The following is a 17,303-nucleotide window of genomic DNA, read 5'->3' on the forward strand; positions in this document are numbered from 1 at the left end:
AAATTATGGAGGTGACAAAAATAAAAGGAAATAATAAAAATATTATTTTTTTAATAATAATTTTAGTAATACTTTCAATTGTTTCATTATTGACAGGAGTCCAGAAATTTACTCTTGAAAACTTACTTTTGGGAAAAGAGACACAACTTCTTATAATAAGCAGAATTCCTAGACTAGTCAGTATCCTTGTTACAGGAGCAAGCCTTGGAATAGCGGGAATAATTGTTCAGACGATAAGTAGCAATAAATTTGTATCTCCCTCGACAATAGGAACTATGGACTGGGCAAAGTTTGGGATAATGATTTCCCTTATATTTTTGGGAGATAAGTCAACTCTTTTAAAAATGACAGTTGCTTTTATATTTGCACTTTTTGGAACTATGCTTTTTATGAAGGTTTTGAGCAAAATGAAAATAAAAAATGTTGTAATGATACCATTAATTGGGATAATGCTTGGAAATGTAGTAAATTCAATTACAGGCTTTGTGGCTTATAAATTTGACTTAATTCAGAATATAGGCTCGTGGATGCAAGGGAATTTTGCTTTAGTTGTAAAAGGAAGGTATGAATTGATTTATATTGGAATTCCGTTTTTGGTGCTGGCATATATTTACACGGATAAGTTTACGATTGTAGGAATAGGAAAGGATTTTTCGGCTAATTTAGGGCTAAATCGTGAAAAAATTACATTTATAGGGCTGATAATAGTGTCGGTAATAACAGCTTCCATTGTCGTTACAATAGGGACAATTCCTTATGTAGGGCTGATTATTCCAAATATTGTGAGTATTTATAAGGGGGATAACATGAAAAAATCTCTTCCAGATACGGCAATTTTAGGAGCATTATTCGTATTAATCTGTGATATTGCAGGAAGAATTGTGATGTATCCTTATGAAGTGTCTATAAGTGTTATTATGAGCATTGTTGGAAGTTTGATATTCTTGATTCTTATTTTTAGGAGGTATAAATATGCCAATTAAAAATTTAAGTGAAAGTAGTCAAGTTAAAAAAATACTAATTTTAATGGCACTCTCTCTTTTAGGGATGTTGTTATTCATATTATTTGGATTAACTTTTGACAATATGAGCTTTAATTTACCAAGGCGGGCTTTAAAGGTTCTTGCGATTGCGATTGTAAGTTTTTCAATTGGATATTCTTCGATAGTGTTTCAAACGATAACTGGTAACAGGATTTTAACGCCGGGAATTATGGGGTTGGATTCGCTTTATATGTTTATTCAGACTGTTGTCGTGTATTTTTTTGGAAGTAGACAGCTTGCTATGATGACTGACACATTTCAATTTTTTATTTCGGGAATTATAATGGTGGGAGCTTCTCTTCTATTATATGTATTTCTCTTTAACGGAAAAATGAAAAATATATATTTTCTAGTTTTGATTGGAATAATATTTGGTGGATTTTTCAATGGTCTTTCCAATTTTATGCAGATGATGCTAGACCCTAATGAATTTCTTGTATTACAAGGGAAAATGTTTGCAAGTTTCAGCGCAATTAATATAAAACTGGTTGGAATATGCCTTGTTTTGATAATTTTTTGCATAATATCAATAATACCTGATTTGAAAAGGCTGAATGTTTTATCACTTGGAGAAGATCATGCTATTAATTTGGGAATTAATTGTAAAAGGCTGATAAGAAAACAGATGATTGTGATTTCAGTGTTAATATCGGTGTCAACTGTGCTTGTGGGTCCTGTAACATTTTTAGGACTTTTAGTGGCAAGTCTGGCACGGGAAGTTGTAAAAGGCTATAAACACAGAATAATGATAATAATCGCTTTTCTTATAGGAAATATAGCATTAATCTATAGCCTGTTCATGGTTGAAAGATTATTGAATTTTTCGGCGACAATAAATGTAATAATAGATTTTATTGGCGGAATTTACTTTATTTACCTTATTACAAGAAACCAGGCTTAAAAACTGGTTGATTTTAAATGAATTTGAAAATATTGCAAGGGAGTATGGTTATGATAAAAGTTGATAATATATTTAAAAAATACGGCGAAAAGGAAATACTATCGGATGTAAGTCTAGAATTGCCAAAGAAAAAAATAATATCTTTTATTGGAAGCAACGGTGCTGGTAAAAGTACACTTCTTTCCATAATAATAAGAACATTGTCAAGAGATTCAGGAAATGTGGTTATAGAAAATAAAAATTTAGAAGAATGGAGGACAGAGGAACTTGCAAAAGTGCTTTCAATTTTGAAGCAGTCAAATCATCTGAATATAAGGCTGACTGTAAAGGAACTGGTTAGTTTTGGAAGGTATCCTTATTCAAAAGGCAAACTTACTTTAGAAGATGAAGAAAAAGTAGAGCAGGCTATAAAATATATGGGACTGAAAAATTTGGAAAACAGGTTTATTGATGAACTGAGCGGGGGTCAAAGGCAGATGGCATATATTGCGATGGTTATTGCTCAGGATACAGAATATATCTTTTTAGATGAACCTTTAAACAATCTGGATATGAAACATTCGGTACAAATAATGAAAATTTTGAGAAATCTTGTAGATGAAAGAGGGAAAACAATTATAGTAGTAATACATGATATTAACTTTGTTGCAAGCTATTCAGACTACATTGTGGCACTTAAAGATGGGAAAATGATTAGACACGGGAATACAGAAGAAATTATGAAAAATGAAGTCCTAAAGGACATATACGGAATGGAGATACCAATTTATGAAATAGAAAACAGAAAATTCTGTTTGTATTATTAAATTATATAAAATAAAAAATGGAGGTATATATTATGATTAAAAAAACAGGAAAAATTTTGGTTTTAATAGCATTAAGCATTATATTCATTGTGGGATGTTCAAAATCTGGAAATGAAAAGGCTGGAAATGGAAAACAGCTGACTATTTCCACTGTGAAAGGCGATGTAAAAGTGCCTGAAAATCCTAAAAAAGTTGCTGTATTTGATTATGCGGCACTAGATGTGATAGGAACTTTAGGAGTAAAGCCTGAATTGGCACTACCCGCTTCAAATGTGCCAGAAGGATTGAAACAGTATGCACAAGGTGCAGTTGACGCTGGAGACGTAAAAGAGCCAAATTTGGAAAAAATAAGTGAATTTAAGCCAGATTTGATAATAATAAGCGGAAGACAGACTAAATTTTACGATGAACTAAGTAAAATAGCCCCAACTATATTTTTAGAAACTGATACAAAAAACTTTATTTCAAGTTCAAACGAAAATGCTAAAAAAATAGCAAGTATTTTTGGAAAAGAAAAAGAAGCTGACGAACAGATAGCAAAAATTAATTCTGAAATAAATGATATAAAAAATATAGCAAAAAATTACAACAAAAAAGCACTAGTTACTTTGACAAATGATGGGAAAATAAGTGCTTTTGGTGCAAATTCAAGATTTGGATTTATTTTCACGGATTTAGGATTAAAAAATATTGATGACAGTATAAAGGCTTCTACACATGGACAGGAAATAAACTACGAATACATTGCTGAAAAGAATCCTGACATAATATTTTATGTTGACAGAACTAAAATTGCAGGAGGAAGCAAAAATGGTGGAGATGTACTGAAAAATGAATTAGTTGCGAAAACTAATGCTGGAAAAAATAATAAGGTGGTAGCTTTAGATGCCGAAAACTGGTATCTTGTATCAGGAGGACTTGCTACAATTCAAAAGCAAGTTGAAGAAATAAAGACAGCTATTACAAAATAACAGAAAAATAAAATTTCAAAATTATGAACACTAGTTTTATCTAATTTGAATCAGTTTGCTTTAGAGAGGATACAAATATATGTCAGAATACCTATATCTTTGGATATAAGTTAATGGCATATTTTTTGTTTTCAAAAAATTTGAAATATAATTTTTCATATAGTATAATAAAACATACATAATTTTGAAACGAACTAGTAAAATTTTGTTAAGACAGTTTTGAAAAAATAAAATATAATTTGATAAAAATATTTAAAAAATTCAAAACTTTGTAAATATAGTTCAAATTAAAGGAAGAGGAGAGAAATGGAAGAAAGTATAAAAGAAAAAAACACCTTAGCAGATAACAAAAAAATGAGATTTGGTACAGAATCAATCCCAAAATTGCTAGTTTCACTTGCAGTGCCAGCAATTATTGCCAATCTTGTAAATGCACTTTATAATATTGTAGACCAGATTTTTATTGGGCAGAAAATTGGATTTTTGGGAAATGCGGCTACAAATGTGGCTTTTCCGCTTACAACAATTTGTCTTGCGATTGGACTTATGACGGGAGTTGGGGCGGCTACGAACTTTAATCTAGAATTAGGGAGAAAACGTCCAAAAAGAGCAAAAAGTGTAGCAGGAACGGCAGTAACAATGCTTCTTTTAGGCGGGATTATATTATGCATATTGATTAATATCTTTTTAAAGCCTATGTTAACAGCATTTGGTGCGACAAATCAGATTTTTGACTATGCTATTGAATATACTCGGATTACATCTTTAGGGATACCATTTTTATTATTTTCAATAGGGGCAAACCCTTTGGTAAGAGCTGATGGAAATGCCTTTTATTCGATGCTTGCGATAGTTATTGGATCGCTTGTAAATACTATATTAGATCCGTTATTTATGTTTGGATTTGATATGGGAATGGATGGTGCGGCTTGGGCAACTGTAATTGGGCAGTTTGTATCAGCAATTATGCTAGCTTTGTATTTTTTCAGATTTAAAAGCGTAAAATTTGAGTTAAGGGATTTTAAGATAAGAATACGAGAAATAGGGATTTTATTTGCATTGGGGACATCGCCTTTTATTTTTCAATGTTCTGCTTTAATTATACAAATTGTAACAAATAATCTGCTAAAGATATATGGGGCAAAATCCATTTATGGAAGTGAAATTCCAATTGCTGTTGCTGGAATTGTTATGAAAATAAATGTTATATTTATAGCGATTGTATTGGGACTGACTCAGGGAGCACAGCCTATTGCAGGATACAACTATGGGGCAAGGAAATATACGAGAGTCCGTGAAATATTAAATTTGACATTAAAAGCCGCTTTTGTTATTTCAATAGTAGCATTTGCGATATTCCAAATTTTTCCTGTACAGATAATTTCTGTATTTGGAAGTGGAAGTGAACTTTACTTTAAATACGGGACAAAATATATGAAAGTATTTTTATTTTTCATATTCCTAAACGGTATTCAAGCTGCAATTACATTGTTCTTAACATCAATTGGAAGGGCATTCCAAGGGGCTGTTCTATCGCTTGTAAGACAAATTATATCATTATTGCCGCTACTTATAATTTTACCGTACTTTATGGGAGTTGATGGAATTATGTTCGCATTTCCAATAGCAGACTTGATAGCATTTATTGTATCGGTGGTTATTTTGAAAAAAGAAATGAAAAAAATTCCTAAATTGGATGAGGATACTTTATAATTTATTGACTTCTTGAAGAATATTATAACACTTTTTTAAAGTATAACCTAAAATTGTAATTGTTATATTTAAACAGAATTTTATGATAAAAAAAGATTCAATTATATTTTATCTTTATAACAAATTTAATCTTTCGTAGAATAATCTTTTAATTAAAAATTTATAAAAATTATTGACTTTTAGGAAAAATGTGGGATAATATTAATGTAGGGAGAAAATAATGTTGAATACAATTTGAGACAATTATATAGTAAAATAATAAAAGTCATGTATGACAAATTCAATATTTGTTGTATATTTTTAAAAAATATAAGCTATAAATTGTAATTTTTTGATATATTTTTAGCTTTATTGAAATTGTTTTAGAAAATATTGTTAAAATTTTAATATTATCCCGATAAATTCAAAATTTAAATATTTAAAACTAATATTATTTTGTATTTCCCTACTGCTATAGTAGGGATTTTTTGTTTTTTATAAAAGAATCTTGGAAAAATGTCGCAATTAATATTATAATTTATGATAAAAATATTACTAAAATTTTCTGAAATATGGAGGAAGCAATATGAAAAAATTGACAAAGGATCTTGAGAAATTAGGAATTGTAAATGTGGCAAAAATCTACAGGAATTTAACGCCTTCTGAACTTATTGAGCATGCATTAAGTCGTAAGGAAGGTACACTGTCTGAAACAGGAGCTTTAGTTGTAACAACAGGGAAATATACAGGGCGTTCACCTAAAGACAAATATATTGTTGATACCGCTGGTATTCATGATAGAATTGCCTGGGGAAATGTAAATAAGTCTATTGAAAAAGAAAAATTTGATTCTATTTATAACAAGCTGATTGCATATTTGCAAAATCGTGAAATTTTCATATTTGATGGAATGGCAGGAGCAGATCCAACTTGCAGACGAAAATTTAGAATAATAAATGAACGTGCTAGCCAAAATTTATTTATACATCAGCTTTTAATCCGTCCAACAGAAGAAGAGCTAAAGGATTATGGGCATTCTGACTTTACAATAATTGCAGCACCAGGATTTAAATGTAATGCCAAAATTGACGGTATAAACTCTTCGGCTGCAATAATTATTGATTACGAAGCAAGAGTCGGTATTATTTGTGGAACAGAGTATTCTGGAGAAATTAAGAAAAGCGTATTTTCAATAATGAACTTTGTAATGCCAGAAATTGATGTACTTCCTATGCACTGTTCTGCTAATATGGATCCAAGAACTGGACATACTGCGGTATTCTTTGGACTTTCTGGAACTGGGAAGACTACACTTTCAACAGATCCTAACCGTAAGTTAATTGGAGATGATGAACACGGATGGTCTGATCACAGCATTTTCAACTTTGAGGGAGGATGCTATGCTAAATGTATAAATCTTGATCCAGAACATGAGCCTGATATTTACAATGCAATAAAATTTGGAAGCCTTGTGGAAAATGTTGTAATGAATCCAAAAACACGTGAATTTGACTTTTATGACAAGAGCTTGACAGAAAATACGAGAGTTGGCTACCCGATTAATCATATAAAAAATGCACAAATTCCAGGGATTGGAGGGATTCCAAGCGTTGTAATATTTCTGACAGCAGATGCATTTGGAGTTTTACCGCCTGTTTCAAGACTTTCAAAAGATGCAGCAATTTACCATTTTGTGACAGGATTTACTTCTAAGCTTGCTGGAACAGAACGTGGAATTACAGAACCGCAGCCTACATTCTCAACTTGCTTCGGAGAACCGTTTATGCCATTAGATCCGTTAGTTTATGCAGAAATGCTAGGTAAAAAAATAGAACTTCACAATACAAAGGTATTTTTAATAAATACAGGATGGTCTGGCGGACCTTACGGTGTTGGAAACCGTATGAACTTAAAATACACAAGAGCAATGGTAACTGCAGCGTTAAATGGAGAACTGGATGAAGTTGAATACAGACATGATGATATTTTCAATCTAGAAATTCCACAATATTGTCCAAATGTTCCAAGTGAACTTTTAAATCCAGTAGACACTTGGGCAAATAAAGAAGCATATGGAGCAGCTGCAAGAAAACTGGCAAAAATGTTTAGAGAAAATTTTGCAACAAAATATCCTAATATGCCAGAACATATTGTAAATGCAGGGCCATCACGTTTTGAATAAATACAGCGATAGACAGTTCGGTAATGTTCAAACAACGAATATTAATTATTTAATTTTCATTTAGATTTTAAAAGTTTGGGATATGCTTAACTGTCTGTTTTATAACAATTTTTAAATGTTTACTAAAATATGGAGGTTTTTATGGGAAAGGTAAAAATAACGGAAACATCGTTAAGGGACGGACATCAGTCACTTATGGCGACAAGAATGACTACTGCCGAAATGCTTCCAATAATAGAAACTATGGATAAAGTTGGGTATTATGCAATGGAAGTCTGGGGCGGAGCAACTTATGATGCAGCAATCAGATTTTTGCATGAAGATCCGTGGGAAAGATTAAGAGAAATCAGAAAAAGAGCTAAAAATACAAAACTTCAGATGTTGCTGAGAGGACAAAATTTACTTGGTTATCGGCATTATGCAGATGATATTGTAGATAAATTTGTAGAACTTTCAATAAAAAATGGAATTGATATAATTCGTACATTTGATGCTTTAAATGACACAAGAAATATAAGGCAGGCATCAGAAAGTACAAAAAAATATGGAGGACATAGCCAGCTTGCTATCTGTTATACAATTAGTCCTGTTCATACGATAGAATACTATAAGAAACTGGCTTTGGAAATGCAGAGTATGGGGGCAGATTCTATTGCTATAAAGGATATGTCAGGAATTTTGCTTCCAAATGTGGCTTACGAACTTGTAAGTGAACTGAAAGAGATTTTGAATATACCTCTTGAACTGCATACTCACGCAACGGCGGGACTAGCGGGAATGAGTACATTAAAAGCTATTGAAGCTGGAGTGGATATTGTGGATACGGCAATTTCACCTTTTGGAAGCGGAACTTCACAGCCGCCTACGGAATCGCTTGTTAGAACCTTGCAAGGCTCGAAATACGATACAGGGTTAAATCTTGAACTTTTAAAGGAAGTCGCAGAGTATTTTAAACCTATAAGAAAAAAATATATTGATAATGGAACAATGAATCCTAAGGCTCTTGCTGTAGAGCCAAGCATTGTGGAATATCAGCTTCCTGGCGGAATGCTCTCAAATCTTTTGTCACAGCTGAAGGCACAAGGAGCGGAAGATAAATATGAAGATGTGCTTCGTGAAATTCCAAAAGTCCGAAAAAACCTAGGTTATCCACCTTTAGTAACGCCGATGAGCCAGATGGTTGGGACACAGTCGGTATTTAATGTTTTGACAGGACAGAGATACAAGATGATTCCAAAGGAAATTAAAGATTATGTAAAAGGAATGTATGGGAAATCGCCTGTAAAAATTTCGGACGAAATTAAGGCGGTTATAATTGGAAATGATGAAATATTTACTGGAAGGCCTGCCGATTTACTACAAAATGAATATGACACAATGAAGAATGAAATAGGAAGTCTGGCAAAATCTGATGAAGATGTTCTAACATACGCATGTTTTCCACAGATTGCAAAAGATTACCTGAAAGAAAAGTACGAAGAAAAAAACTCGGAAGAGAAAATTAGTATTCAGAATATTGATGTCGTTTTTTAAAAGTTTTTAGAAATAAAAATTGAAATATAATAGAATAGGCAGTTTAAAAAGAGAGGTGAAAAAAATGAACTTAGATATAGATTACTTCAAGACAAAATTAAAGGAAATAACGGAATGGTATGAAAATACAAGATGGAACAAAAAAGCATTGCTTGAAAAAATATCGGAACTTGATATGGAAATAAATAAGACACGTGATGCAGAAAATCTTATAGATTGGGACAATTTAAGCCATATAGAAGAAAGAATTGTAAGTGATATGGTTCATTTGAGAAATAAAATGAAACTCTCGCAAAAGGAAAAATTTGATAGTTATTACGAAATAAAGTAATATGCAGAAACTGTTTAAATTTAGCAATTCAAAAAATTGAAAGGAATAATTTAAAATATGAAAAGTATTTTATTTGGAAATTCGGCTGTAACTTTTGCAGATGCCATTTATATAACTGTTGTCAGTATGCTGATTGTTTTTTTTATATTATTTTTGATTTCATTTGTATTGTCATTTTTTAAATATTTTTCAGCCTATGAGGAAAAAAATGCAGATATTGAGAATAAAAAAAGAAATGATGGTAAAATTCTGGAAAAGCAGCAAAAATTAGATAGTGAACAAAAATTTAATATGGAAAAAATAAAAGATGAAACTATGCTGGCAGCAATGATGGCAGCTTTGATTGAAGCGGCTGGAGATAACAAGGATAGCCGTATAAGAATAAAAAATATTAGGGAAATAAAATAAAATCTGAAATACAAAGGAGTACAGAAAAAATGATTAAACTGTATAAAATTAGAATCGGAGAAAAAGTTTACGAAGTAGAAGTGGAAGATGTTTCAGAAAAAGAAGGAACTATTGAAACTTCAGCCAGTTCAGACAGTAAGCAAGACGTAAGCAAGAATGAAAATCCACCTTTACAAAAGGAAACTGAAGGAAGTGAAGTAATAAAAGCCCCTATGCAAGGACTTATAGTAGATGTGAAAGCAAAAACTGGACAAAAGGTAAAAGCAGGAGATGAAGTCGTGGTATTAGAAGCTATGAAAATGGAAAATCCAATTGTAGCGCCTTGTGATGGAACTATAAGCGAAATTAGAGTGGCAAAGGGTGATACAGTAAATACTGATGATATTTTAGTGGTATTGTCTTAAAATATAAAAATCTAATAAATTACTAAAAACCTTAAAGAAAGGAATGGTTTTCAAATGGAATTACTAAAAATTCTTTATGGAACAACAGGAATATCAATGATAACTGGAAGACAGATTATAATGATAATAATTTCGCTAATTTTGTTGTATCTGGCGATAAAAAAACAATATGAACCTTATCTATTGCTTCCTATTTCCTTTGGGATGCTGCTCGCAAATTTGCCTGCTGTTGCAAATGAAGGGCTTATGGAAAAAGGTGGACTTTTATACTATCTATATCAAGGAGTAAAATTAGGTATTTATCCACCGCTAATATTTTTGGCAATAGGAGCAAGTACTGATTTTGGACCGCTAATTGCAAATCCAAAAAGTCTGCTGCTAGGAGCGGCTGCACAGCTTGGAATTTTTATAGCATTTATTGGAGCAATTTTACTGGGACTGACTGGAAAAGAGGCAGCTTCAATTGGAATTATTGGAGGAGCTGACGGACCTACAGCCATCTACTTGACAACAAAACTGGCACCACATTTACTAGGATCAATCGCTATCGCAGCCTATTCATATATGGCTTTAGTTCCTGTAATTCAACCTCCAATTATAAAACTTTTGACAACAAAAAAGGAAAGAATGGTGGAAATGACACAGCTCAGATTTGTAAGTCAAAGAGAAAAAATAATTTTTCCAATTGCAGTAACAATTATTGTTATTCTTCTAGTTCCATCATCAGCTCCATTAATCGGAATGTTAATGCTCGGAAATCTTATAAAGGAGGCTGGAGTTGTTTCAAATTTAGTTGAACATGCAAGAGGAGCCATGTTATACTGTATTACAATAGTACTTGGAATGACTGTTGGAGCAACTGCTGACGGAAAGCATTTTTTGAGTCTGGTAACAATAAAAATTATTATTCTTGGGTTAATTGCATTTTCTTTTGGGACAGTAGGAGGAGTGCTGTTTGGGAAAATAATGTACAAACTCACAAAAGGAAAAGTAAATCCTATGATTGGAGCAGCAGGGGTTTCAGCAGTTCCAATGGCGGCAAGAGTTGTACAGAAACTAGGGCAGGAAGAAAATCCCAAAAACTTTCTGTTAATGCATGCAATGGGACCAAATATAGCAGGTGTAATTGGATCAGCCGTTGCTGCTGGAGTTCTTTTAATAATATTCAGATAAAAAATTATTACTCTCATTAATCTAAAATTTTATACTTAGTGAGAGTGATTTTTTATATGTATTTTTAAATAATTAAAATATAATTTTCGTCAAAAAAAGTCTAGTATAAATAATCCATCGAAGAATTTTTCTGTGCTGACAAAACTGTTTGAGTGTAGCGAGTTGTCAGTGCAGAGAAATGTCGTAGACTAGCCATAGGTGGTAGGATTTGCGGCAATGAGCAATCCTACGAAAATAAAAATGAAAAAATATTTATTAATCAAGATATATAAAAAATAATAAAAAACAATTTAATTGAATGATTATAAATTAGCTGTTAAACAACTATATTATAAAAAATTATTTCTATTTTAAACGGAGTTTAGGATAAATGGGAAATGGTATTAGAATAAATTTAGGAGAAAAAATGAAAGAAAATATAAATCTATATAAATTTGATGAACTTGATTCGACAAACGAGTATTTACGAAGAAATCACAAAAGTCATGAAGAATTTGATGTTATTTCTGCTAGAATGCAGACTCATGGGAAGGCACGCAGACAGAATGACTGGGTATCTATGGATGGAATGGCGCTTTTTAGTTTCTTTTTAAAGGAAAGGGATGACTGGGAAATCGAGAATTATTTAAAATTACCTTTGATTGCCGGTCTTGCAACAATAAATGGATTAAAGAAAATTGAAAATTTAGAATATAAATTTAAATGGACAAATGATGTTTATTTGAAAAACAAGAAATTATGCGGTATTTTGCTGGAAAAAACAGAAAATGTCTATATTGTTGGAATTGGGATAAATGTGAATAACATATTGCCAGAAAACTTACAAAATAAGGCAATTTCATTGACACAATTAACAAATAAGAAATATCAAATTGATGAAGTTATAAAAAATATTGTTTCAGAGTTTCAAATATTATGTAAACAGCTGGAAAATGGATTATGGGAAAATATTTTGGATAAAATAAATAAAATAAACTATCTGAAAGGCAAAAGAATTGAGTTAAAATTTGGAAATGAAGTTGTTTCAGGAATTGCACATAATATTAATAAAGATGGAGAAATCGAAGTTTTAATGGAACAAAATGAGGCTGGAGAAAGGGAAGTTAGGAGTTTTTCGGTTGGGGAGATTTTTGAAAAGATAGTTTATTATTAGACTAAATTATTAAACTTATTTTTATAGAGAATTGACTATGCAAATGACAAATGTTATAATAAACTATATTTTATTTGTACTATTTAGGAGGTATTTATGAAAAAAAATATTTTAAGAAGTTTATTATTATTAGCAATCTTGCTGTTTACTATTAGTTGTGGCAAGAAAAACGATACAATCAAAATTGTATTTTTACCAAATGAAACTAATGATTCGTTGAAAAAATCACGTGAAGAGTTTGCACGGGTTGTGCAGGAAGCAACTGGGAAAAAAGTTGAAATTGTTACAACGACTGACTATAATATTACAGTTGAGAATATTGTTTCTGGACAGTCTCAGATTGCATATATAGGAGCCGAAGCATATTTGAATGCTAGACAGAGAACAAAGGATATTGAGGCTGTGCTTACAAATGCTGGAGAAAGTGGGACATTAGAAGATGCACGTTATTACAGCTTTATTGCAGTTAGAGCAGAAGATGCTAATCAATACCGTTCTGGAGATGGATTTGACTTGAAGAAGTTAAAAGGTAAGTCTATGGGATTTGTTACAAACAGCTCAACATCTGGATTTAAGATACCAGCTAATTTCATTGTAAAAGAATTTGGATTAAAAAATACGGATGAAGTGCTTGGAAATAAAGTATTTTCAAAAGTTATGTTTGGAAATTCGCATCCTGGAGCACAAGTTCTATTATTTAAAGGAGATGTCGATGTTGCAACATTTGCTATTCCAAAATCATTCACAATTTATGAGCTGACTGCTGGAAAAGACTTTAATTCAGGAGCCACATATAAAGTGAAAAAAGGGGCAGTTGCACCATTTGGAGATTATGCTGGAAAAAGCTTTACAGTTATAAAATCAATTCCAGTTTATAACGGTCCAATCGTATTTAATACAAAAACTTTGGCAAAAGAGGATCAGGAAAAAATCAAGAAGGCTCTTTTAGCTAAATCAACAACTGATAATCCACATATTTTCAGTGACAAGAAGAGTAAAGTAAGAGGTCTTTTCTTGAAAGAAAACCCAAATGTTGGATTTGTGGAAACAAATACAGCATGGTACGAAGGAATGAAAAATATAAAGTAATAAAATAGAGGGGGAAAAATGCGTTTAGATAAATTTTTAAAAGTAACAAGAATTATAAAAAGAAGAACAGTGGCAAAAGAATTGGCAGATAATGGAAACATTGCTGTAAACGGAGAGCAGAAAAAATCTTCTTATGATGTAAAAAAAGGCGATATTTTTGACATAAAGTATTTTAACAAGAATATAAAGGTAAAAGTTTTGGATTTGCCACCTGAAAGCCTTAAAAAAGAACTTATTGACGAATATGTTGAAATAATTGGATAATTATGAGGAAATATTGTTTTATCTCTTGTTTTTTAGGATAAATAGGGTATAATTATAGTGGAAGATAAATTTATACAAACAAGGAGAAGACTTATGAAAGTAACTGATATTCGTATTAGAATTGGAAAACAAACAGAGAACAATGAGAGATTAAGAGCTTATGCTGACATCACGTTTGATGAAAGTTTTGTAATTCATGGATTAAAAATAATCGATGGACAAAACGGATTGTTTGTGGCAATGCCATCAAGAAGAATGCCAAATGGAGAATTTAAGGACATAGTTCATCCAATTAAACCTGAACTTCGTGCTGAAATAACAAAAGTTATTTTGGAAAAATTTGAGCAGGAAAGTGCAGCTCAATCTGAAACTGAATAAAATTTTTTAATAAAAAAGTACACCTAAAATACTAAAATTATAGATACATAATAATACTAATATCAGTGGTGTACTTTTCTTTCTTCTTATTTTTTAAAACTTTTCCAAAAATTCATATTAAACTTTTCTTTTCATAACTGGCAAATATAACAAAAATTCTAAAAAAATCATTGTAGAAATCAGAACAATATCATATAACCAGATAGGATTTATAAACTTCACTTGTGGAATAATGTGACTTTTTAAAAACATTGCATTTATTTCCTTAAAGATAAAGTTGTAGATAAACGCATAAAGAAATATAAGAAGTAATGCGATTATTGATTGAATAAATCCTTTTTTTGTAGGTCTTTCATCTAGATACTCATATCCAAAAAAAGCTGTGAATACAATAAGTGCATGCATTATCATAAAAATATAGACATAATAGTTGTCATGATAGTAAATTATCCCAGGCAGAATTAGTGCCAATACTGGCCCAAAAGTTAAATAATAAACTACATTATATAAAAATTTTGTTCTAAAAATTAAATACAATCCTGCAAAAATTGCTGCAAAATTACAAAGATGCACAGGTGTAACATTGGTTATAGGTTCATTCTGATACATCAGCCTATAAATCGAATCAACTATTTTAAATGTTAACAAAAAATATCCTAAAAATATTGAATATTTCTTTATATCTATATTCTTAAAAAATTTTGGAATATAGAATAAAAATATGCAAAATAAAATTGAAACAATAAAAGTTTCTATATGAATAGGGCTAAAATAACTAAAAGTCAATAGCGTCTCCTTTCTAAATTTTTCATTTGATTTATTGATTATCTTCTACATTTAAGAAAATTATACTTGCTAAAATTTTTCTGTAAAATTCATTTATTCCATCTGCCAGTTTAAACAGAACTAAAATGACTATTACCATCAGCTCTGAACTAGCGTCTGTTGAATAATTTCCAATTATTACAGCGAATACGAGAAAAATGAAAGATAAAATATAAAAAATTATATTAACAACAATAAAAGGTATAATAATCCTTTTTCTATTTCCATCTAGAAGTTTAAAATTTTCTTCAATAGATTCAAAAAAATTAAGGTCTCTAGATAGATAAACTTGTCTGAAATATGAAAAACAGAGTGCAAGCACAATTGTAATTATAGAGGATGCCAAGTTGTTGCTCATCATAAGAATACTAAAATTTATTGAAGTCATTATTATACTTAGAACAATGGACTTAAATATTAAATTAGTTTTATCCAGTTCATTTTTCCCTCTAATTTTGCTTATAACACTATTTTGAAATAAACTTAGTATAAACTCAATTGCCACTGTAATTAAAAAACTTGTAATTAGTTCTTCTTTGCTGATTGTGTGAAACACAATAAAGTTTTTTAATACATATCCATTAATTCCAAACAATACAAAAGCTGGAAATAAAAACTTTTTATGTGTTTTAAATGATTTTATTAATACTTCAAAAGTTCTGCCTTGGTATTCAGTTTGTGTTAAATCTTCAGTTTTCAATACTTCTCTTAATTCTTCCACTTTTTATTTCTCGCTTTCAAATTTTTATTTAAAATTCTTTAACGCTGTTCACTGCTTCGTTTGAGAAAACATCCAGTCTTTAATGCCAGGTATGCTATAAGCTACTTTCCAAGTTCCTGAATGTTCAGAGCCTGGATTGGCATCTTTTGGCAAGTATGGATTTGTCCCTTTTTCAAGTGTTGTATATTTTATATTTGATTTTTGTGCGGCAAGTATTCTTGTACTTTCTAGAAACTGTCCTTCTGTATAGTCAGCCTTCCATGTTTCTTTTGTCACAGTTCCTCCCATTTTTGTAAGTTCATTTGTTATGGCATTCATTCCAGGATAAGCTTTTGCATCTCCCGTAGAAACTAAAATCCATAAGTTATTTTTTGCCATTGGCGCGGTTTCCTTGTCATCCCATTGGCATGCGACTAGATATGAAGCGGCAAACAAATCAGGATATTTGGAATTCATAACAATTGCCATCATTCCACCCATTGACTGTCCAGTGGCGTAAATTCTCTTAGTATCAATATTATATCTGGAAGGAAGATATTCTCTTACTAGATTGACAGTTGCTTCCAGATCACTTGTAATATCACCATTGTCATCAACAACTTGTCTAGAATATTGTGGAGCTAGTACAAATGCCTCATGTTTTGCCTGTTCTTCAGGTGTCGCAAAAGAAATTGCTCCATTTCCCTGTAGAAGTGTAGTTTTCGTATCTTCACTTAAAACACCCATGTCGTGCATAAACAGTACAAGTGGATATTTTTTATTTCTGTCAAAATTTTTTGGAATATACAAATTATATTTAACACTTGTTCCAGTTCTTGGATCTTTAAATACAAATTGCTTAAAATTTTCTACAACTAAATTTTTTGTTTTGTTATTTTCAAATATTGCAATGCTTTTTTCCATTTTTTTTCCATTTGTGAATAAAATATCTTCTTTTTGTGTTATTTTGGAAGTTGCCTTTCTCATTTGAAAACCTATTTCAGCTCCGCCTTCTATACGCAAGGAAGCTTCCTTGTCTTTTGGATTTAGCTCAATAATTATATATTTTCCATCTTTAACAATATTTGTTTTTTCAGGCTGAGTATTTGAATAAACTCTTTCCACAGTTCTGCCTGATACGGCGAAGGTATCCCTTGAAAGCTGTGAATTTACTACTTTTTCATTCAATTCTATAATAATATGTGTAATCTGCTGTCCATTTCCAAAGACTTCTGTTACAGATGTTACATTTTTTATTCCTTTTGGATATTTTATCTTTTCTGTTTTTAATGTAGTAGTAGTTTCTGCTGAAATAATACCAGTTGACAATAACATACCAAATATTGCTAGAAATAATAATACTTTTTTCATATACACTTTCTCCTTCTCAATTTTTATTCAATTAAATAACCCCTTTTATAAATTTTACCACAATTTTTATATATTTCAA

General features: G+C 30.9%; 18 protein-coding genes. 15 read left to right on the forward strand and 3 right to left on the reverse strand.

What is annotated here, in order from left to right; genetic code table 11:
- The first annotated feature begins 5 nt into the window (after positions 1–5).
- The 15 genes from AB8B23_RS00055 (at position 6) to spoVG (ending at position 14,328) form a co-directional block, all read left to right on the forward strand.
- Entirely contained in the window at positions 6–983 is a 978-nt protein-coding gene (locus AB8B23_RS00055) for an ABC transporter permease (RefSeq protein WP_012806142.1), read from the forward strand.
- Positions 973–1,944 carry an iron chelate uptake ABC transporter family permease subunit gene (locus tag AB8B23_RS00060; RefSeq protein ID WP_369712926.1) on the forward strand — a complete coding sequence of 324 codons (972 nt, stop codon included), beginning with the start codon at positions 973–975 and terminating at the stop codon, positions 1,942–1,944. The genes AB8B23_RS00055 and AB8B23_RS00060 overlap by 11 nt, the downstream gene beginning before the upstream one ends.
- Before the next feature lie 50 nt (positions 1,945–1,994).
- Positions 1,995–2,750, forward strand: coding sequence for an ABC transporter ATP-binding protein (locus tag AB8B23_RS00065; RefSeq protein ID WP_369712927.1), 756 nt, complete (start codon positions 1,995–1,997; stop codon positions 2,748–2,750).
- 32 nt (positions 2,751–2,782) lie between these two features.
- Positions 2,783–3,721, forward strand: coding sequence for a siderophore ABC transporter substrate-binding protein (locus AB8B23_RS00070; protein WP_369712928.1), 939 nt, complete (start codon positions 2,783–2,785; stop codon positions 3,719–3,721).
- A 306-nt stretch (positions 3,722–4,027) separates the two neighbouring features.
- The gene (locus AB8B23_RS00075) at positions 4,028–5,434 is read left to right on the forward strand and encodes an MATE family efflux transporter (RefSeq protein WP_369712930.1); all 1,407 of its coding nucleotides are present in this window, start codon (positions 4,028–4,030) and stop codon (positions 5,432–5,434) included.
- 565 nt (positions 5,435–5,999) lie between these two features.
- The gene (gene pckA, locus AB8B23_RS00080) at positions 6,000–7,595 is read left to right on the forward strand and encodes a phosphoenolpyruvate carboxykinase (ATP) (protein WP_369712931.1); all 1,596 of its coding nucleotides are present in this window, start codon (positions 6,000–6,002) and stop codon (positions 7,593–7,595) included.
- A gap of 141 nt (positions 7,596–7,736) precedes the next feature.
- Positions 7,737–9,128 carry an oxaloacetate decarboxylase subunit alpha gene (locus AB8B23_RS00085; protein ID WP_369712932.1) on the forward strand — a complete coding sequence of 464 codons (1,392 nt, stop codon included), beginning with the start codon at positions 7,737–7,739 and terminating at the stop codon, positions 9,126–9,128.
- Between the two features lie 64 nt (positions 9,129–9,192).
- Positions 9,193–9,459: a hypothetical protein gene (locus tag AB8B23_RS00090; RefSeq protein WP_147006320.1), complete on the forward strand. Its 267-nt coding sequence runs from the start codon at positions 9,193–9,195 to the stop codon at positions 9,457–9,459.
- Positions 9,460–9,516: 57 nt separating this feature from the next.
- On the forward strand, positions 9,517–9,867 hold the full coding sequence (locus tag AB8B23_RS00095; protein ID WP_147006319.1) for an OadG family protein: 351 nt from the start codon (positions 9,517–9,519) through the stop codon (positions 9,865–9,867).
- Positions 9,868–9,896: 29 nt separating this feature from the next.
- A complete protein-coding gene (locus tag AB8B23_RS00100) occupies positions 9,897–10,271 on the forward strand; it encodes a biotin/lipoyl-containing protein (RefSeq protein WP_369712933.1) in 375 nt (124 codons plus the stop codon).
- Positions 10,272–10,325: 54 nt separating this feature from the next.
- Positions 10,326–11,444: a sodium ion-translocating decarboxylase subunit beta gene (locus tag AB8B23_RS00105; RefSeq protein ID WP_369712934.1), complete on the forward strand. Its 1,119-nt coding sequence runs from the start codon at positions 10,326–10,328 to the stop codon at positions 11,442–11,444.
- 406 nt (positions 11,445–11,850) lie between these two features.
- Positions 11,851–12,597: a biotin--[acetyl-CoA-carboxylase] ligase gene (locus AB8B23_RS00110; protein ID WP_369712935.1), complete on the forward strand. Its 747-nt coding sequence runs from the start codon at positions 11,851–11,853 to the stop codon at positions 12,595–12,597.
- Positions 12,598–12,693: 96 nt separating this feature from the next.
- Positions 12,694–13,686 (forward strand): phosphate/phosphite/phosphonate ABC transporter substrate-binding protein, encoded by a 993-nt coding sequence (locus AB8B23_RS00115; RefSeq protein WP_369712936.1) that lies wholly within the window; start codon positions 12,694–12,696, stop codon positions 13,684–13,686.
- Between the two features lie 18 nt (positions 13,687–13,704).
- The gene (locus AB8B23_RS00120; protein ID WP_369712937.1) at positions 13,705–13,950 is read left to right on the forward strand and encodes an RNA-binding S4 domain-containing protein; all 246 of its coding nucleotides are present in this window, start codon (positions 13,705–13,707) and stop codon (positions 13,948–13,950) included.
- Between the two features lie 93 nt (positions 13,951–14,043).
- Complete coding sequence (gene spoVG, locus AB8B23_RS00125) at positions 14,044–14,328, forward strand: septation regulator SpoVG (RefSeq protein ID WP_147006314.1); 285 nt, start codon at positions 14,044–14,046, stop codon at positions 14,326–14,328.
- A 117-nt stretch (positions 14,329–14,445) separates the two neighbouring features.
- On the opposite strand, the gene AB8B23_RS00130 is transcribed toward spoVG, so the two are convergent.
- Genes AB8B23_RS00130 through AB8B23_RS00140 form a run of 3 tightly spaced genes read right to left on the reverse strand, consistent with a single transcriptional unit; the run spans position 14,446 to position 17,224 of the window.
- Positions 14,446–15,114 carry a TIGR02206 family membrane protein gene (locus AB8B23_RS00130; RefSeq protein WP_369712938.1) on the reverse strand — a complete coding sequence of 223 codons (669 nt, stop codon included), beginning with the start codon at positions 15,112–15,114 and terminating at the stop codon, positions 14,446–14,448.
- A 31-nt stretch (positions 15,115–15,145) separates the two neighbouring features.
- Complete coding sequence (locus AB8B23_RS00135; RefSeq protein WP_369712939.1) at positions 15,146–15,874, reverse strand: hypothetical protein; 729 nt, start codon at positions 15,872–15,874, stop codon at positions 15,146–15,148.
- A gap of 48 nt (positions 15,875–15,922) precedes the next feature.
- The gene (locus tag AB8B23_RS00140; RefSeq protein ID WP_369712940.1) at positions 15,923–17,224 is read right to left on the reverse strand and encodes an alpha/beta hydrolase-fold protein; all 1,302 of its coding nucleotides are present in this window, start codon (positions 17,222–17,224) and stop codon (positions 15,923–15,925) included.
- Positions 17,225–17,303: the final 79 nt, after the last annotated feature.

Origin of the sequence: Leptotrichia sp. HSP-342 (genome assembly GCF_041199995.1) — a bacterium.
GTDB classification, from domain to species: domain Bacteria; phylum Fusobacteriota; class Fusobacteriia; order Fusobacteriales; family Leptotrichiaceae; genus Leptotrichia; species Leptotrichia mesophila.

Coding starts and splice junctions, on each gene's coding strand:
- AB8B23_RS00055 (WP_012806142.1), top strand. CDS start 6: ATGGAGGTGACAAAAATAAAAGGAAATAATAAAAATATTATTTTTTTA.
- AB8B23_RS00060 (WP_369712926.1), top strand. CDS start 973: ATGCCAATTAAAAATTTAAGTGAAAGTAGTCAAGTTAAAAAAATACTA.
- AB8B23_RS00065 (WP_369712927.1), top strand. CDS start 1,995: ATGATAAAAGTTGATAATATATTTAAAAAATACGGCGAAAAGGAAATA.
- AB8B23_RS00070 (WP_369712928.1), top strand. CDS start 2,783: ATGATTAAAAAAACAGGAAAAATTTTGGTTTTAATAGCATTAAGCATT.
- AB8B23_RS00075 (WP_369712930.1), top strand. CDS start 4,028: ATGGAAGAAAGTATAAAAGAAAAAAACACCTTAGCAGATAACAAAAAA.
- pckA (WP_369712931.1), top strand. CDS start 6,000: ATGAAAAAATTGACAAAGGATCTTGAGAAATTAGGAATTGTAAATGTG.
- AB8B23_RS00085 (WP_369712932.1), top strand. CDS start 7,737: ATGGGAAAGGTAAAAATAACGGAAACATCGTTAAGGGACGGACATCAG.
- AB8B23_RS00090 (WP_147006320.1), top strand. CDS start 9,193: ATGAACTTAGATATAGATTACTTCAAGACAAAATTAAAGGAAATAACG.
- AB8B23_RS00095 (WP_147006319.1), top strand. CDS start 9,517: ATGAAAAGTATTTTATTTGGAAATTCGGCTGTAACTTTTGCAGATGCC.
- AB8B23_RS00100 (WP_369712933.1), top strand. CDS start 9,897: ATGATTAAACTGTATAAAATTAGAATCGGAGAAAAAGTTTACGAAGTA.
- AB8B23_RS00105 (WP_369712934.1), top strand. CDS start 10,326: ATGGAATTACTAAAAATTCTTTATGGAACAACAGGAATATCAATGATA.
- AB8B23_RS00110 (WP_369712935.1), top strand. CDS start 11,851: ATGAAAGAAAATATAAATCTATATAAATTTGATGAACTTGATTCGACA.
- AB8B23_RS00115 (WP_369712936.1), top strand. CDS start 12,694: ATGAAAAAAAATATTTTAAGAAGTTTATTATTATTAGCAATCTTGCTG.
- AB8B23_RS00120 (WP_369712937.1), top strand. CDS start 13,705: ATGCGTTTAGATAAATTTTTAAAAGTAACAAGAATTATAAAAAGAAGA.
- spoVG (WP_147006314.1), top strand. CDS start 14,044: ATGAAAGTAACTGATATTCGTATTAGAATTGGAAAACAAACAGAGAAC.
- AB8B23_RS00140 (WP_369712940.1), bottom strand. CDS start 17,224: ATGAAAAAAGTATTATTATTTCTAGCAATATTTGGTATGTTATTGTCA.